The organism is Actinocrispum sp. NPDC049592 (assembly GCF_040675465.1).
Taxonomy (GTDB): domain Bacteria; phylum Actinomycetota; class Actinomycetes; order Mycobacteriales; family Pseudonocardiaceae; genus Kibdelosporangium.
Genome location: NZ_JBFAPA010000028.1, coordinates 144,961 through 161,402 on the forward strand (window position 1 = coordinate 144,961; position 16,442 = coordinate 161,402).

The following is a 16,442-nucleotide window of genomic DNA, read 5'->3' on the forward strand; positions in this document are numbered from 1 at the left end:
GCGGGACGGCTGCGGTCAAGGAGGCCATCCGGCCCGTTCTGGGAGTGAGCAACCTAACCACTGTCTGGTGTGAAAAGTTCTTACGGCATTAGGTGGTCTGTTTGTTGTGCCATTTACGGACCGTATTGAGGCCGTGGCGTAATTGATGCTTGAACAGATGGGCGACAGTTCCTTAGGTTAGCTCGCGATGTCCTATTCAATTCCGAGGTTCCGGTGACTGGGCGGCGGTCCTGGGCGGCCGCCGTCGTGCAGTGGCGGAACTGGCCGGTGCTGGTCAAGATCGGTGCCGTTCTGGTCGTACCCGTGGTCGCCGCCATCGTGCTGGGCGCCCTGCGGGTGCAGGCCGACATCGCGCTGTCCGAGTCCTACAGCGATGTCGAGCAGCTGGCCGCGCTGCGCGGTGAGCTCGTGCCGGCCATGTCGCTGATCCAGCGCGAGCGGGTGGTGGCCGTCCAGCAGCCCGCGGCGGCGCCGCAGACGTTCCAGCAGCAGGCGCAGAGCACCGACATCGCGGTTGCCAGCCTGGATAAGCTCGTGCGCGAGACGCCGAATCTCGGATCCGCCGCGGATGCGGGGTATGAGGCCATGAAGCGCGCGCTGGGGTCGTTCCAGCAGTTGCGTGCGCGCGTGCTCGCGGGCGAGGACTCGACCGTGATCCTCGCCGGGTACAACACGATCACCGGCGCGATCCTGGACTTCGACCGCTCGCTGGTCGGCCGGTTCCCCGACCAGGAGCTGACCGGGACATCGATGGCGCTCTACGACCTGCAGGTCGCGCGCGAGCAGGTCAGCCAGCAGCAGGCGCTGGTGCTGATCGGCGTGCGCCGCGGCGAGCTGTCCACGGTGGAACGCGAATGGGTCATCGAGGCGGATGTGCGGCTGGCCGACATGATCAGCGACCTGCACGCCGTCGCGCCGCCGGAGGTCTGGCAGAACTACCTGATCAACGTGACCGGCAAGGACGTCTCCACCCGCCAGGACCTGGTCCGGCTGGCGCGTGCCGAACCGCAGCCCGCCGCGCCGCAGAAGGGCCGTCCGCGCCCGTCGATGCCGTTCGGCGCGCAGGAGTGGAACAACACCTCGGACACCACGACCGGTCTGATGACCCAGGTCGCCCGGACCGCGGCGACCCAGCTGCGGACGGCGTCGGCCGCGTTGCAGGACCAGACCAGCAGCCGGGCCGGCTCGCAGTCGGTGCTGCTGCTAGCGATCGTGCTGCTCGCCGCCGCGATCGGCGGGGTCGTCGGCCGGTACCTGCTGAAGTCGTTGGGAACACTGCGCAAGACGGCCCTCGACGTGGCCGCGCACCGGCTTCCCGCCGCGGTGGCCGACATCCGTGCCGGGAACCCCGCGTCGATCGAACCCGTGCCGGTGGTGACCACCGAGGAGTTCGGTCAGCTGGCGCGCGCCTTCGACACCGTGCACAGCCAGGCCGTGCGGTCCGCCGAGGAAGAGGCGACGCTGCGCGGGAACCTGCGCAACATCCTGGTGAACCTGTCCCGGCGCAGCCAGTCGCTGGTCGAGCGCCAGCTGAAGCTGATGGAACAGCTGGAGCAGAAGGAGAACGACCCCGACCAGCTGGCCAACCTGTTCAAGCTCGACCACCTCGCCACGCGCATGCGGCGCAACAACGAGAACCTGGTCGTGCTGTCGGGCGCCGAGCTGGGCCGCCGGTTCACCGATGCCGTGCCGGTGGCCAACATCCTGCGGGCCGCGGTGTCCGAAGTGGAGCATTACGAGCGGGCGGTCGTCCGCTCGTCGCCGCGCGTGTACATCCTCGGTTACGCGGCCGGTGACCTGGTTCGGTCAGTGGCCGAACTGGTCGAGAACGCGACGGCGTTCTCCCCGCCGGACACCCAGGTGGTCATCCAGGCGGTGCGGACCGACTCCGGTGCCGTGCTGGTCGAGATCATCGACGAGGGCATCGGCATGGGCGACACCGAGCTGGCGGACGCCAACACCAAGGTTGCCCTCGGCGGCGGCGTCGACGTGCCGGTTTCGCGGCAGATGGGCCTGTTCGTGGTCGGCAGCCTGGCCGCGCGCCAAGGGTTCCAGGTCGCCCTCGCGCACCGCCCCGGCGACGAGGAAGGCCTGATCGCCACCATCCTCGTCCCCACCGACCTCATCACCGAAAGCCCGGACGCCACCCCCAAACAGCGTCCCTCCGCGGCCGCCGCCCTGCTCGGCAGCCCCACGAGCAGCTGGCTGGGTACCTCCGAAGCCGCCGATCCCGGCCCGGATGCCCGTCGGCAGACCGCGGCCGCGTTCGCCGCCCCGGCGCCTTCGGAGGAAGTCGCGCCGAACTGGCCGGGTGCGGGTGATGACGTGGACCAGTCCGGGCTGGTCCGGGCGTTCATCACGCAGTCGGGAGTCGGGCACATCCCGCCGGTGGGCGCCATCGGCGGGGTCAATGGGACTGAGGTTCCCGGCTCCGGTGTGGGGCAGATTCCCGTGGTGCCCACCGAACCGGGCACTGTGCGGATCCAGCCCGTTGAGCCGCCGGAGAAGAGTGCGGCTGCGGCATCCGGCGCGGGTGCAATCCCGCCGGTGCCCACCGACGAAAAGGCTCAACGGGCCGACGCCTCGGGTGCCGGGACGATTCCGCCGCTGCGCGCTGGTGAACAGGAGCAGCGCGCCGCCGCCTCCGGCCAGGAGCCTCGGCACATGGCGGCGCCGGATGGCGAGGACCGGGTTGCGGGCTCGGGTGTGGGCAGCGTGCCGCCGGTGCCCACCGACGAGCAGGCGCAGCCGGGCGATGAGCGTCCTGCGAATGTTCCCGATGTCCGGACTGGGTCTGGTGTCTCCCCCGTGAAGCCGGAGCAGTCGGGGGTGGGGCTGATTCCGCCGGCCAAGCTGGGGTCTGTAGGTAGTAGTGCGGTGGCTGGGGCCGGTGGTGATGGGGCATTCTCTGGCTTGGGGCTGAGTCGGCCGGAGGTGTCGGGTAACGGTGTTCACGCGGCTGATGGGGTCGTGAGGGCTTCCGGGACGTTGTCCGGGCAGTTGGAGTCGGTAGGGATCCATGTCCGGCTGCCCGAGTTGCCGGTGGCCAGTTCGCCCGCGTCGATCCTGTTCCGCGACGGTGACGCCGGCTCCGGTGCACAGCCTGATGACAGTGGGTTCGCCTGGCTTGGCACTTCGGTGCCCTCGGGGCCTCCGGCGCAGCGCGTGGCCGCAGCGCCGGTGGTCAGGCAGGAACCCGGTGGCGCTCTTCCCAAACGCGTGCCGCAGGCGCAGTTGCACGCGGGTGCCCGCCGCACCTCGAAAACCGTGCAGCCGCCGAGGCGTCCCGCCAACGCCGAGCGCGCACGCGGGTTTCTGAGCAGTTTTCAGGCGGGTGTCCGCCTGAGCAAGGCCGCTGAGCAGGGCGGCGACGTGGGGGAGGAGAAACCATGACCCAGACGCCGACCAAGGGCCGACAGGTCAGCAGGTTCGGGTGGCTCGTCGACAACTTCGCCGAGCGGGTCCCGGGTGTGGCGCATGCCGTGGTGATCTCGGTGGACGGGCTGTTGCTGACCGCATCGGCCCGGCTGCCGGCGGAACGGGCCGAGCAGATGGCGGCGATCGCGGCCGGCATCGTCAGCCTGAACCTCGGTGCGGCGCGATGTCTCGGCGCGGACGCGGTCAACCGGTCGATCGTGGAGATGGACCACGGTGTCCTGTTGCTGACGTCCATCCGGGACGGTTCCTGCCTGGCCGTGCTGGCCCGGCGGGACACCGACATCGCGCAGATCGCGTACGAGATGACCGTGCTCGTGGACCAGGTCGGCCAGATGCTGACCCCCGAGCTGCGGGCCGAACTGAGCGGGTCCGCCCGCCGGTAACCGGAGCAGAGGTGGTTCGTGGGCGCTGACGAGGACACGTTCGCCGACGTGCTCAACGGCCTCACCCAGGGCATCGGCCGCCGCAAACGGCGCAACGAACCCGAGGTGCCGGCCCAGCACGTCCCCGAACCGGTGCCGCACCAGGACCGCGGCGAGGACATCGAGGACAACGCCGCCAGCGTGCGCGCCTACGCGTGGACCGGCGGCCGCACCAGACCCGAGTACCGCCTGCGGATCGAGACCCTGGTCTCCGCCTCCGCCGAGGGTCTCGACCGGTTCGCCGGGCTGTCCGCCGAACACCAGGAGGTCATCGAGCTGTGCACGCAGTCCCGGTCGGTGGCCGAGGTCGGGGCCGTGCTCCGGCTCCCACTGGGCGTGGTCAAGGTGCTGCTCGGCGACATGGCCCGGCTCGGCCTGATCACCGTGTACGAGAACGACTCCGGCCCCGACCTGCACCTGCTCGAACGCGTCCTGCACGGCCTCACCCGGCTCAGGACGTGAGCGACCCCAGCAACGAGACTGTCCGCTCCTGCTCCTCGGCGGACCCGATCGCCACCGCCAGCAGTCCCGTCGCGCCGGCGTCGAACAAACGCTGGATCTCCGCCACCACAACGCTTTCCGGCCCGACAATCGCCGTGTCGCCGACCGAGGTCACGCCTTCCCGGTCGAAGATCGCCCGATAGCTCGGCAAGGACATCGCCGCGCCGTACATCGAGTTCAGCCACTCCCGCGCGGAATCGGGATCCGGAGTGACCGCCACACAGAGGTTCGCGATCACCTCAGGCGAACGCCCCGAAGCCGTGATGGTGGGAACAATCAACGACGACAACGTCTTCGGCCCCGCCCACGTGGTGATCGTGCCATCGGTCAGCTCACCGGCGATCCGCAGCATCCGCGGTCCCAAAGCCGAGATCAGCACCGGCGGCGCCGACGCACCCGGCACGGCAACCTGCCCGGTAGCCGACAGCGTCGACCCCTGATAGGCCACGTTCTCCCCACGCAGCAACGGGATCAGCGCTTCCAGGTACTCCCGGACGTGCCGCGCGGGTTTGTCGAACGAGTAGCCGTACTGCCCCGAGATGATCGCTTCGTGACTCGGCCCGACCCCCAGAACCAGCCGGTTGCCGGTCGCGGCCTGGACCGACAAAGCCTGGTCCGCCAACGCGATCGGGTGCCGCGGGTATGTCCGCAGCACGGCGGTGCCGAGCCGGATCCCGGGGATCTCCCGGCCGGTGATCGCCAGCAGTGTCAACGGGTCCCACGCCAGCCGGTCACCCAGCCACAACTCCTGGATGCCCGCGTCGACCGCCGACCGCGCCGCGGCGAGGTACTCGTCGAGCGTCGTGCCGCGGTCGTCGATGAACAGTCCGATCCGCATGACCTACCCCATAAGTGGATGAATTTCTTCCGGTTCGCCGCTCACGCTACCCTAACCGGAAGAGGATCGTCCACATGACGGGAACGAGCATGAAGACGCTGCGGGCCGACGCGCGCCGCAACCGCGAACAGATCGTCGAGGCGGCGCGGCTGCTGTTCGTCGAACGCGGGCCGGACGTGCCGATGGAGGAGGTGGCGCGGGCCGCGGGGGTCGGCGTGGGCACGCTCTACCGGCGTTTCCCGGACCGCGGTGAGCTGTTGACCGCCGTGGCGCTGGACGTGTTCGAACGTCTGTCGGCGATGGCCGGCGAAGCCGCCGCCGGGGAACCCGACGCCTGGACGGCCCTGCAACGGTTCCTCAAGGGCTGGGCGGAGTTCCGGCTGGGCCTGCTGCAGGACGCGTTGTGCGCGGGTATGCCGGCGGCTGTGGCCGCGAACAAGGACCTGCAGCGGGCCCGCGAGACCTGGCTGGAGCAGTTCGAAGGGCTGATCACGGCCGCGCAGGCCGAAGGGGCGCTGCGCGAGGACGTCACGCTGACCGAGATCGCGGTGTTCATGAACATGCTCATCCGCGGCGAGCCCACCCCGGCCGACGAGATGATCCTGCACGTGATGCTGGACGGGCTGCACCGTTGACGGGCGGGGCTCCGGCGGCGTAAGTCCGTGCCATGCGAATCGATGTGCACCATCACGCGCTGCCCAAGGACTACGTGTCCGTCCTGCGCGGCAAGGGGATCGAGGCGGCCGGCGGGCGGGACCTGCCGGCCTGGGACGTCGCGGGCACGATCGCGATGATGGACGCGCACCGGATCGACAAGGCCATCGTGTCGGTCTCCGCGCCCGGCGCGAACTTCGGCGACCCGGCCGAGGCGGGCCGGATCGCCCGCGAGGTCAACGAGTTCCTGGCCGAGCTGGTCAAGGATCGGCCGGACCGGTTCGGCTTCTTCGCCACCCTGACCCTGCCCGATGTGGACACCTCGTTGGCCGAGATCGCGCACGCCTTCGACGAGCTGTCCCCGCACGGCGTCATCCTGCTGGCCAACAGCCTCGGTACCTACCTGGGTGACCCCGCCTTCGACCCGGTGATGGCCGAGCTGGACTACCGCGAGGCCGTGGTGTTCGTGCACCCCAACGAGTTACCCGGCCCGGAGGTGCCGGGGATCCCGCCGTTCGCGGCGGACTTCCTGCTGGATACCACGCGCGCCGCGGCCAACCTGGTGATGCACGATGTCCCCGCCCGGTATCCCGCCGTCCGGTACATCCTGTCGCACGCGGGCGGGTTCCTGCCGTACGCCTCGCACCGGATCGGGTTCATCGTCGCCGCGATGACCGGCCGTGACCCGGCCAAGGTGCTCGACACCATGGCCGGCTTCTACTACGACACCGCGTTGTCCGCCTCCCCCGCCGCCCTGCCGAGCCTGCTGGCCTTCGCCAAACCCGGCCGGGTCCTGTTCGGCAGCGACTGGCCGTTCGCGCCGGAGCCGTTCATCGGCTACTTCACGTCCACTTTGGACGCCTACCCGGACGTCGACGACGACACCCGCGAGGCGATCAACCACGGAAATGCCCGGGTGCTGTTCGGCACGGACGCTTGAACCAAAGCCGTCACTGCCTGCTAATGGGTTCTTGACGGTGTGCGCCGGACGGCTTAACGTCCACGCAATTGAACAGGTCTGAACCGGATCAGGGAGCGGGCTCGATGACACACGAGACGACCGCTGCGGACGCGGCGGCTGAGGTCCGGCCCTTCCAGGTCGAGGCCAACGGCATCAACGTGATCAGCGACGAGGAGCGCAAAGGCACGCCGCGTCAGCTGTTCTGGCCGTGGTTCGCCGCGAACGTCTCGGTGCTCGGGCTGAGCTACGGCACGTTCGCGCTCGGCTTCGGCATCTCGTTCTGGCAGGCGGTGGTCGTCGGCCTGGCCGGCATCGTGGTGTCGTTCCTGCTCTGCGGGTTCATCGCGGTGGCGGGCAAACGCGGCTCGGCGCCGACCATGGTGCTGTCCCGCGCGGCGTTCGGCGTCCGCGGCAACCGGCTCGTCTCGCTGATCTCGTGGATGCTCACGGTCGGCTGGGAGACCGTGCTGACCATCCTGGCCACGCTGGCGACCTCGACGGTGTTCGAACGCCTCGGCTGGGGCGGCGGCGACGCGACGAAGATCATCGCCCTGCTCGTGGTCACCGTCCTGACCGTCGCGGGCGGGGTGCTCGGCTTCGACCTGATCATGCGCATGCAGGCCGTGATCACCATCGTGACCGCCGTGCTCACGGTGATCTACATCGGTTTCGTCGCCAGCCGCATCGACTTCGGGACCGTGTCGGCGATTCCGGGCGGCTCCGCGCAGAACGTCATCGGCGCGCTGGTGTTCCTGATGACCGGGTTCGGCCTCGGCTGGGTGAACGCCGCCGCCGACTACTCCCGGTACCTGCCGCGGTCGTCGTCCAGCCGTGGGGTCATCGGCTGGACGGCCTTCGGCTCGTCCCTCGCCCCGGTCATCCTGCTGGTCTTCGGCCTGCTGCTGGCGGGCTCGTCGACCGAGCTGAGCCAGGCCATCGGCGCCGACCCGATCGGGGCACTGGCCACCATCCTGCCGACCTGGTTCCTGGTGCCGTTCGCGCTGGTGGCGGTGCTCGGCCTGGTCGGCGGCGCGGTGCTGAACATCTACTCGTCCGGGCTGACCCTGCTGGCGCTGGGCATCCGCATCCCGCGCTACGCGGCGGCCTTTGTGGACGGAGTGGTCGTGGTGCTGGGCACCATCTACGTGGTGTTCTTCGCCAACAATTTCCAGGGCCAGTTCACCGGGTTCCTGATCACGCTCGGTGTGCCGATCGCGGTATGGTGCGGCGTGATGCTGGCCGACGTGGCACTACGCCGGCGGGACTACACCGAGGCGGATCTGTATGACCCGAACGGACGCTACGGCGACGTCCGCTGGTCCGCGATCGCCGTGGTCCTCGCGGGCACCGCGATCGGCTGGGGCCTGGTGACCAACACCGCGGCCGACTGGCTGTCCTGGCAGGGCTACCTGCTGGACCCCTTCGGGCTGGGCGGGGCATGGGCGGGCGCGAACCTGGGTGTCCTGGTGGCACTGGTGATCGGGTTCGTGGTGACACTGGTATCCGGCCGCGGCCGGGTGCGGGCACAGGAGGAGCTGTGAGCGGACGTCTCAAGCACGAGCACATCGTCGCGGAGCTGGCCAGGGAGATCCAGGTCGGCAGGCTGCCCAACGGCGCCCAGTTACCCGGCGAGAACGCCCTCGCGGCCCGGTTCGGCGTCAGCCGCAACACCGTCCGCCAGGCCCTGACCGAGCTGGGCAACCAGGGCCTGATCGCCACCCACTCGGGCAAGGGCTCGTTCGTCACCTTCGACGACCGCGCCATCGACGACCGTCTCGGATGGACACGGGCGCTGGCCGAGAACGGCGTGCGGACCGCCACCACGGTGGTGCTGCTGGAGGTTGTCGAGGAACCGGAGCTGGCCACCCTGTTCGACCTCGAGTCGGCCACCATGGTCGCCATCGACCGGGTGCGCACCATTGTGGACGGAGCGCCGATCTCCATCGAGCGCAGCCGGATCCCGGCCATCGGCGGCCTGGCCGAGCTCCCGGAACGCGGCCGGGTCGACCACATCTACGACGACCTGCGGTCGGTCGGCCTGGTGCCCGAGGTGGGCGAGGAGTGGGCCGAGGTGATCCGGCTGAGCGCGAACGACGCCCGCCTGCTCGGCCACCAGGAAGGCGACCGCTTCCTGCGCACCCGCAGGCTGTCCCGAGACCTGGACGGCAAGTTCGTCGAGTACGTGGAGAGCATCCTCGACCCCGACCGCTTCCGCCTCCACATCACCTTCGGCTCCTAACCCCGCGTGTCCCCCTTTCCTCCGAGGTGTGTCCCCCTTTCCTCCACCCCGAGTTCTCCCCGCCCGGAGGAACGGGGGACACAGGCCGGAGGAACGGGGGACACGCGGGGGAGGAACGGGGGACATGGGGCGGAGGAACGGGGGACACGCGGGGGAGCGGTTAGCCGACGGCGGTGCCTACGAGGTGGCCTATGGCGTAGGTGACGGCCATGGCCACGACTCCGCCGCCGATGTTGCGCATGATGGCGGGTAGTCGCGGGGCGCCGCCGAGGCGGGCGCTGATCGAGCCGGTGAGCGCCAGGGCGAGCACGCCGGTGGCCACGGTGAGTGACACCCGGAAGGCGCCGCTCGGGATCAGGAACGTCAGCAGCGGCAGCAGCGAGCCCACGGTGAACGCCACGAAGCTGGCGAAGGCGGCCTGCCAGGGGCTGGTCAGGCCGTCGGGGTCGATCTTGAGCTCCGCCTCGGCGTGCGCGGCCAGCGCGTCCCTGGCGGTCAGCTGCTCGGCGACCTCGCGGGCCAGCTGCGGGCTCAGGCCCTTCTGCTCGTAGATCTCGGTCAGCTCGGCCAGCTCGTATTCGGGCATTTCCTTCAGTTCCCGGCGTTCCTGCTCGAGCAATGCCCGCTCGGCGTCCCGCTGGCTGGAAACGGACACGTATTCCCCGGCGGCCATGGACAGCGCACCCGCGAACAGGCCGGCCAGGCCCGCGGTCACGATCTGTGGCACCGAGGTGGTTGCCCCGGCGACGCCCAGCACGATGCTCGCGGTGGACACGATTCCGTCGTTCGCGCCGAGCACGCCCGCGCGCAACCAGTTCAGCCGCGCCCCGGTGTCCTCGTGCGGCTCGTGATGCTGGACCTCCGTCACTCACTGAGCGTAGAACACGCCCGCCGGGTTTGCTCTCATCGGCGTCTTGCGAGAATGGTATAGACCACCGTACGCTCTGGTCTCGCTGTGTAACCGTCAGCTGTCGGTACTGGTCCCTGCCTGCCAGTTTCAGCGCCGCCGATATCCCGAAGGGGTACCTGCATGCCTAAAAACGGGGGCATCAGAAAACTGGTGCAGGCACTGGCCGTGCTCGGGCTGTTCCTCGGTTTCATGTCGATCCCCACCGTCGCGTCGGCGGCGCCGCAGTTCAAGGTGATCGCGTTCTACAACGGGAACTTCGACTCCGGGCACATCGCGTACGTCAAGGAGGCCAACCCCTGGTTCGCCAACCTGGCCGCACAGAACAACTTCAGCTACACCGCGACGCAGAACTGGGACCTGCTGGCCAACAGCTCGCAGCTGTCGCAGTACCAGGTCGTCATGTTCCTCGACGACCTGCCGCACTCCGCCGCCCAGCGCAGCGGTTTCCAGAACTTCATGCAGAACGGCGGCGGCTTCTTCGGCTTCCACGTGTCCGCGTTCACCACGAACGCGAACGAGTGGTCCTGGTACCACAACACGTTCCTGGGCGGCGGTAACTTCCGCAACAACACCTGGGGACCGGAGGCGGCGATCCTCACCATCGAGAACCGCACGCATCCGTCGACCAAGAACCTGCCCGCCGTGATCAACTCGTCGGTCAGCGAGTGGTACAGCTGGACCAACGACCTGCGGCAGAACCCGGACATCCAGATCCTGGCCTCGGTCAACCCGCGGAGCTTCCCGCTGGGCACCGACCCCAACCAGGCGTGGACCAGCGGGTACTACCCGATCATGTGGACCAACAAGAACTACAAGATGCTCTACGCCAACTTCGGCCACGACGCCGTGGGTTCCAACGGGCAGGGCACATCGTCCACCTTCGCCAGCCCGGACCAGAACCGGTTCATCACCGACGGCCTGATGTGGCTGGGCGGCGGCACCCAGGTCCCGCCGGACCCGGGCGGCCCGATCTCGCCGACCGCCTGGTACAGCGTGATCAACAAAGGTTCGTCGAAGTGCGTGGACGCCCGCGCCGCGGCCTCGGCCAACGGCACGGTCATCCAGCAGTACGCCTGCAACAGCACGAACGCCCAGCAGTTCCAGTTCCAGCCGACCACCTCCGGGTTCACCAGGGTGAACAACCGCAACAACCCGGCACAGGTGATCGACGTGGCCGGAGTGTCCACAGCGGACAACGCCGGGCTGCAGCTGTGGGCGTACGGCGGCGGGAACAACCAGCAGTGGCAGCCGGTCTCCGAGACCGGCGGTTACTTCCACTTCGTCGACCGGCATGCCAACAAGTGCCTGACGGTGCCGGGTGGGTCCACTGCGGACAGTGTGCAGCTGGTGCAGTTGACCTGCAACGGCAGCGCGTCCCAGTCGTTCCGGGTGAACGCGCTGGGCTGAGTTCCGCAGGCCGAGGGGCGGTCGCGGCCGTCCCTCGGCAGTTCATGCAATCCAAGCGATGTCAGGTGTCCTGTGGGTGCGAGAGTCCAGTTTGTACGTCGGCCACGCACGGCCGGGCAGGTCGCGGTGCGGACCTGGCCGGACCAGCCGGAGACCCGGGACCAGCCGGCGGATCCCCGGGCGATCGCCGTCCGTCCGGGAACAGAGCCGCAGGGCAAGGCCTCGCGTGAGCAGTAGCCGTACCGCAGCACTGCGCGGTGCTTGAAACATCCATTCGGTACTGGCGTCAGTTGCCGGTCATCGCCGCCGCCGCTAGTCGAAAGGATATGTGCATGCCGAAAACCGGCATCAGGAAGTTCATCCAGGCGTTGGTCGTTCTCGTCGCGGCCATCGGGCTGCTGGCGGTTCCGTCGGTCGCCTCGGCGGCGCCGCAGTTCAAGGTGATCGCTTTCTACAACGGTGACTACGACTCGGGACACATCGCGTACGTCAAGGAAGCCAACCCCTGGTTCGCCAAGCTGGCCGCCCAGAACAACTTCAGCTACACCGCCAGCAAGGACTGGACCATCCTGGCCAACAGCTCGAAGCTGTCGCAGTACCAGGTCGTCATGTTCCTTGACGACCTGCCCACGGCGGCCAACCAGCGCACCGGTTTCCAGAACTACATGCAGAACGGCGGCGGCTTCTTCGGCTTCCACGTCTCGGCGTTCACCACGAACGCCAGCGGCTGGTCCTGGTACCACAACACGTTCCTGGGCTCGGGCAACTTCAAGAGCAACACCTGGGGCCCGACGTCGGCTGTTTTGGACATTCCCAACCGGACGCATCCGTCGACCAGGAACCTGCCCGCGGTGATCACCTCGTCGGTGAGCGAGTGGTACAGCTGGTCGAAGGACCTGCGGCAGAACTCGAACATCACCATCCTGGCGTCGGTCAACCCGCGCAGCTTCCCGCTGGGCACCGACCCGAACCAGTCGTGGCGCAGCGGGTACTACCCGATCATGTGGACCAACAAGAACTACCGCATGCTGTACGCCAACTTCGGCCATGACGCCGTGGGGCCGAACGGTCAGGGCACCTCGTCGACGTTCGCCAGCGCGGACCAGAACAAGTTCATCACCGACGGCCTGATGTGGCTGGGCCGGCGCTGACCACCGGATCCGAGGGGCGGTCCGCGCCGCCCCTCGAGTCCACTATGTACAGACCGGCGACGTACCCGGACAGGCCGCGGTGTGCTCGCGGCCAAACCAACACGAAGCTGAGGAACGCGATCAGCGCGGGCGCCGGACCGAAGAACGACGAGTCCATTGTGTTCAGTCCGGTGAGGATGAAGTAGCCGCCACCGCCGAACAACGCCGCGAGCAGGCCACGCGCACCCGGGCGTTCACCGTCCGTCCGGACCCGTCGCAGCCGCACCGCGTTCTGTCCCACCGTGGAACCGCGCATCGACGGCACGAACAGCAATACCGCCGCGGGCAACCACACGCCGAGCACGACGTCGATGCCTTCGTTCCACATCTGGCTGTTCGGGTCCACATCGAACACCAGGTACGCGGTCAGCCGGGTCACGGTCACCAGCAGCGCGCCGAGCAGGTACACCGACACGAGGTCGAGCAGCATGCCCAGCAGCCGCCGCCAGGCCGTGACCCGCCGCGGTTCACCAGGCGCGGCAGCCGGTTCACGCGCCCCGAGCACCCGCAACACCGGCGCCAGCGCCACACCGACCACCGTGCCCAGGGTGTTCGCGATCAGGTCGTCGACGTCGAACAGCCGGTAGGGGCACGGGAACAGCAACCAGTTGCCGGTCAGCTGGGTGCACTCGACCAGCAGCGACACCCCGAACCCGATCAGCACCGACGTCACCGGTCCGCGCCGGAAGAACTGCCGCAGGAACGCCCCGAGCGGCACGAACAACGCGACGTTGAACGCGATCTGCTGGACCGCCGGGTTGTGCAGCAGCGCCGAGAACCCGGCGCCGTGTTGCTCCCGGCGGATGTCGGCGATGAACTGCAGCACGTTCACCTGCGGGTGACGCAGCGACTCGTGCGCCGCGCACCAGGCGGCGTTGAGGTCCGGCAGCGGCAGCAGCGTGTACGTCACGATGGCCAGGCCGTAGACCAGGAACCCGAACGCGAGCAGCGTACGCCCGAAGCCCAGCTCGCCGCGTCTGCGGTAGCTGACCACCACGAACGGCAGGAACGCGAACGCGGCCAGCACGCAGCCGCCGACGATCGCGAGGGCGGCGGACATCGCGTGGGAACTCACCGTGCGGAACACCTTTCCTGTTCGACCCGGCCGTCATACCGATCCCACCAGGGCCGGACAACTCGGGTAGCCGGATCGAGTGAACGCGGCCCGGCCATGCGCGCGCATCCACCTCCAGGCGACGCGGCGATCAGCATGGGGGCTGATGGCCCAGTGAGACCACTAGGGTGAGCGAATGGCGTGTTTGTTCTGTGAGATCATCGCCGGCCGGCAGCCGGGGTTCGTGGTCGCCGCCGAGCCGGCAGGCACGGCGTTCCTGGACATCCGGCCGGTGTTCAAGGGCCATGTCCTGGTCGCCCCGGCCGCGCACATCGAGACCCTGACCGACCTGCCCGCCAAGGACCTCGCCGGGTACTTCGGGTTCGTGCAGCGGATCACCGCCGCCGTGCAGGACGGGCTGGGCGCGCAGGGCTCATTCGTCGCCATGAACAACGTGGTCAGCCAGAGCGTGCCGCACCTGCACACGCACGTCGTGCCGCGGACCAAGGGCGACGGGCTGCGTGGCTTCTTCTGGCCACGGACCAAGTACGAGTCCGACGAGGAGGCCGAGCAGTACGCCGGCGACATCCGCAAGGCGCTGGGCTGATGGCGGTGGACCTCTCCGGGTACCCGCGGGTCGTGCTGGGGCAGTGGCCGACCGCGCTGGAGGACTGCCCTCGGCTGACCGAAGCCCTTGGCGGGCCACGGATCCTGGTCAAACGCGACGACGTGAACGGCCTCGGGGTGGGCGGCAACAAGCTGCGCAAGCTGGAGTTCCTGATCGGCGAGGCGCGGGAGTCCGGTGTGGACACCGTGATCACGTTCGGGGCGCTGCAGAGCAACCACGCCCGGCAGACCGCCGCGGTGTGCGCGAAGCTCGGCCTGCAGTGTGAGCTGATCCTGACGAAATCAGTGCCGCGGTCCGATGTCGCCTATGAGCGGTCCGGCAATGTGCTGCTGGACAATTTGTACGGCGCGAACGTCCACATTTGTGACACGGAAGAAGAGACGGTCGCGACCTACGAGCGGCTGGCGGCGCGGGAGAAGACCGCCACGTTCCCGGTCGGCGGGTCGAATGAGACCGGGATCCTCGGATATGTGGCCGCCACCGCCGAACTGCACGCGCAGCTGGCGTCGATCTCGAAGATCGTGGTCCCGGTCGGCAGTGCCGGAACGGCGGCGGGTGTCGCTGCCGGAATTTGCCTGCTGGACTGGCCGGTGACGTTGGTCGCGGCCTGTGTTTCGCACACCGCGGACGAGTCCCGTGCGGACATCACCCGCCTGGCCTCGGCGGTCGCGAACCTCGACGGTCTGGATCTGCTGATCACGGATCGTGCCGTCGGTCCGGGATATGGGATTCCCACCGCGGAGATGTGGGGCGCGCTGCGGTTGTTCGCGCGCACCGAGGGCATCACCTTGGATCCGGTCTACAGCGGCAAAGCGGCCGCGGCCATGGTGGACATGATTCGCAATGGTGAGATCGGTGCTGATGAGACCATTGTGTTCCTGCACACCGGCGGGGTGCCCGGCCTGTTCGCTTACGCGCCCGAACTCACCGGCTGAGATATTCCCGCCACGGCGGTACCGGGAGGTTCCGCCGGCGGGCGACTATGGTCGCGGGAGGGCCGAGGAGGCAGGTGACCATGGGACAGACTGACAAAACTCGGGCAGCCCTGCTCGCGGCCGTTGTCGTCACCATCGTCGTGCTGGCGCTCAGCCTGGTGGTCCACGGACCGGTGTGGATGTGGGCGGCGGTGATGATCGCTGGTGACGCCATCGCCGCGCTGATCGCGGTGAACATCGTGCACCGCCGCGAGCAGGCCGAGCTGCGGGCCATCGTCGAGCAGCAGAAACGCGCCCAGATCGAGGAGGCGGAGGCGCAGCCGCCCGAACCGCCCGCGCACGTGCAGTACCCGCTGTCGGCGATCCCGCTGCCCAGCTCCGAGACCGACTACCGGGTGCTGTTGTCGGCGACGGTGTGCTGGCGGCAGACCGAGCCGAAGAACAGCACCCCGCACGCCAGCCCGGTCGACCTCGCGGTGAACTGGATCCTGACCCGGGCGCGTGAGCTGACGGTGCTGGAGAAGCCCGAGGACGTGAAGGTCGTCCAGCACCGGCTCGCCGTCGCCTTGGGAACTCCGCTCGCCGAGCCGTATGGGCACGTCATCGCGTGGGCCGTGGACGTGAAGCTGGTGGTGTCCGACGAGGACGAGCGACGCCTGGCCCGGCTCGCCGAGCTGCGCAAACACGAGCGGATGTGGGACCAGGAGCGGCGGATGGAGGTGAGCATGCGCCGGTACCTGAGTGAGGACGTCCTCAAGGACACCGGCAGCGCAGTGGTGTGGTGGCTCGCCCGGCACACCGACCAGATCGAGGACAGCGCCCGCATGATCGGCCACCTGGCCCAGCTCACGGCGGCCGCCAACAGCAAGGACCTCCCGGCCCCTGAGATGCTCAAACTCATCCAGGCCATCGAACCCAACGGCCACCAACTCCCCACCCCACCCGAGCCATAGCCCACCCCACCCCCGCGTGTCCCACACTCACCGCCCCCGTGTCCCACGTTCACGGTGGGTGTCTTCCGCGTTCGCCCACCCCCGTGGCGGACGAATGGGGAACACGGGGTGCGTGAATGGGGAACACGGGGTCCGTGAATGTGGGACACGGGGTCCGTGAATGTGGGACACGGCGGGAGGTGAGGGGGATGCGGCGGGGAGGTGGGTGAGTGGGGTGGGGTTAGACATCCCAGGGCCGTGGCTTGTCAAGCGGCGGTTTGGTGATCTTGGGTGCGGTGGGCCCAGGCGGTGTGTTCGTCATAGCAGGTGTGG

15 protein-coding genes are annotated in these 16,442 nt (G+C 68.7%); 12 read left to right on the top strand and 3 right to left on the bottom strand.

The window, feature by feature from the left end:
• The first annotated feature begins 213 nt into the window (after positions 1-213).
• Genes AB0J95_RS48250 through AB0J95_RS48260 form a run of 3 tightly spaced genes read left to right on the top strand, consistent with a single transcriptional unit; the run spans position 214 to position 4,322 of the window.
• Complete coding sequence (locus AB0J95_RS48250) at positions 214-3,393, top strand: nitrate- and nitrite sensing domain-containing protein (protein ID WP_364773202.1); 3,180 nt, start codon at positions 214-216, stop codon at positions 3,391-3,393.
• Positions 3,390-3,821 carry a roadblock/LC7 domain-containing protein gene (locus AB0J95_RS48255; protein ID WP_364773203.1) on the top strand — a complete coding sequence of 144 codons (432 nt, stop codon included), beginning with the start codon at positions 3,390-3,392 and terminating at the stop codon, positions 3,819-3,821. The genes AB0J95_RS48250 and AB0J95_RS48255 overlap by 4 nt, the downstream gene beginning before the upstream one ends.
• An 18-nt stretch (positions 3,822-3,839) precedes the next feature.
• Entirely contained in the window at positions 3,840-4,322 is a 483-nt protein-coding gene (locus AB0J95_RS48260; RefSeq protein WP_364773204.1) for a DUF742 domain-containing protein, read from the top strand.
• Here AB0J95_RS48260 and AB0J95_RS48265 read toward each other — a convergent pair.
• Positions 4,312-5,199: a TIGR03564 family F420-dependent LLM class oxidoreductase gene (locus AB0J95_RS48265; RefSeq protein WP_364773205.1), complete on the bottom strand. Its 888-nt coding sequence runs from the start codon at positions 5,197-5,199 to the stop codon at positions 4,312-4,314. The two genes, AB0J95_RS48260 and AB0J95_RS48265, sit on opposite strands and share 11 nt — an antisense overlap.
• 74 nt (positions 5,200-5,273) lie before the next feature.
• Here AB0J95_RS48265 and AB0J95_RS48270 point away from each other — a divergent pair, with 74 nt between their 5' ends.
• The 4 genes from AB0J95_RS48270 to AB0J95_RS48285 all read left to right on the top strand — a co-directional run bounded on the left by AB0J95_RS48270 (position 5,274) and on the right by AB0J95_RS48285 (position 9,053).
• The gene (locus tag AB0J95_RS48270; protein WP_364773207.1) at positions 5,274-5,834 is read left to right on the top strand and encodes a helix-turn-helix domain-containing protein; all 561 of its coding nucleotides are present in this window, start codon (positions 5,274-5,276) and stop codon (positions 5,832-5,834) included.
• 32 nt (positions 5,835-5,866) lie between these two features.
• Complete coding sequence (locus AB0J95_RS48275; protein WP_364773208.1) at positions 5,867-6,793, top strand: amidohydrolase family protein; 927 nt, start codon at positions 5,867-5,869, stop codon at positions 6,791-6,793.
• Positions 6,794-6,897: 104 nt separating this feature from the next.
• Positions 6,898-8,355 (top strand): cytosine permease, encoded by a 1,458-nt coding sequence (locus AB0J95_RS48280; protein WP_364773210.1) that lies wholly within the window; start codon positions 6,898-6,900, stop codon positions 8,353-8,355.
• Complete coding sequence (locus AB0J95_RS48285) at positions 8,352-9,053, top strand: GntR family transcriptional regulator (protein WP_364773212.1); 702 nt, start codon at positions 8,352-8,354, stop codon at positions 9,051-9,053. Before AB0J95_RS48280 ends, AB0J95_RS48285 begins: the two co-directional genes overlap by 4 nt.
• A gap of 160 nt (positions 9,054-9,213) precedes the next feature.
• Here AB0J95_RS48285 and AB0J95_RS48290 read toward each other — a convergent pair whose 3' ends face one another.
• Complete coding sequence (locus AB0J95_RS48290) at positions 9,214-9,921, bottom strand: VIT family protein (RefSeq protein ID WP_364773213.1); 708 nt, start codon at positions 9,919-9,921, stop codon at positions 9,214-9,216.
• A 162-nt stretch (positions 9,922-10,083) separates the two neighbouring features.
• Here AB0J95_RS48290 and AB0J95_RS48295 point away from each other — a divergent pair, with 162 nt between their 5' ends.
• Positions 10,084-11,370, top strand: coding sequence for a ThuA domain-containing protein (locus tag AB0J95_RS48295; protein ID WP_364773215.1), 1,287 nt, complete (start codon positions 10,084-10,086; stop codon positions 11,368-11,370).
• Between the two features lie 332 nt (positions 11,371-11,702).
• On the top strand, positions 11,703-12,521 hold the full coding sequence (locus AB0J95_RS48300) for a ThuA domain-containing protein (RefSeq protein WP_364773216.1): 819 nt from the start codon (positions 11,703-11,705) through the stop codon (positions 12,519-12,521).
• On the opposite strand, the gene AB0J95_RS48305 is transcribed toward AB0J95_RS48300, so the two are convergent.
• A complete protein-coding gene (locus AB0J95_RS48305; protein WP_364773217.1) occupies positions 12,487-13,635 on the bottom strand; it encodes a VanZ family protein in 1,149 nt (382 codons plus the stop codon). The two genes, AB0J95_RS48300 and AB0J95_RS48305, sit on opposite strands and share 35 nt — an antisense overlap.
• A 175-nt stretch (positions 13,636-13,810) precedes the next feature.
• On the opposite strand from AB0J95_RS48305, the gene AB0J95_RS48310 reads away from it, so the two are divergent.
• From AB0J95_RS48310 to AB0J95_RS48320, 3 genes are all read left to right on the top strand, one after another.
• On the top strand, positions 13,811-14,221 hold the full coding sequence (locus AB0J95_RS48310) for an HIT family protein (RefSeq protein ID WP_364773219.1): 411 nt from the start codon (positions 13,811-13,813) through the stop codon (positions 14,219-14,221).
• Positions 14,221-15,177, top strand: coding sequence for a D-cysteine desulfhydrase family protein (locus tag AB0J95_RS48315; protein ID WP_364773220.1), 957 nt, complete (start codon positions 14,221-14,223; stop codon positions 15,175-15,177). The genes AB0J95_RS48310 and AB0J95_RS48315 overlap by 1 nt, the downstream gene beginning before the upstream one ends.
• Before the next feature lie 80 nt (positions 15,178-15,257).
• Complete coding sequence (locus tag AB0J95_RS48320) at positions 15,258-16,130, top strand: hypothetical protein (RefSeq protein ID WP_364773222.1); 873 nt, start codon at positions 15,258-15,260, stop codon at positions 16,128-16,130.
• Positions 16,131-16,442 lie beyond the last annotated feature (312 nt).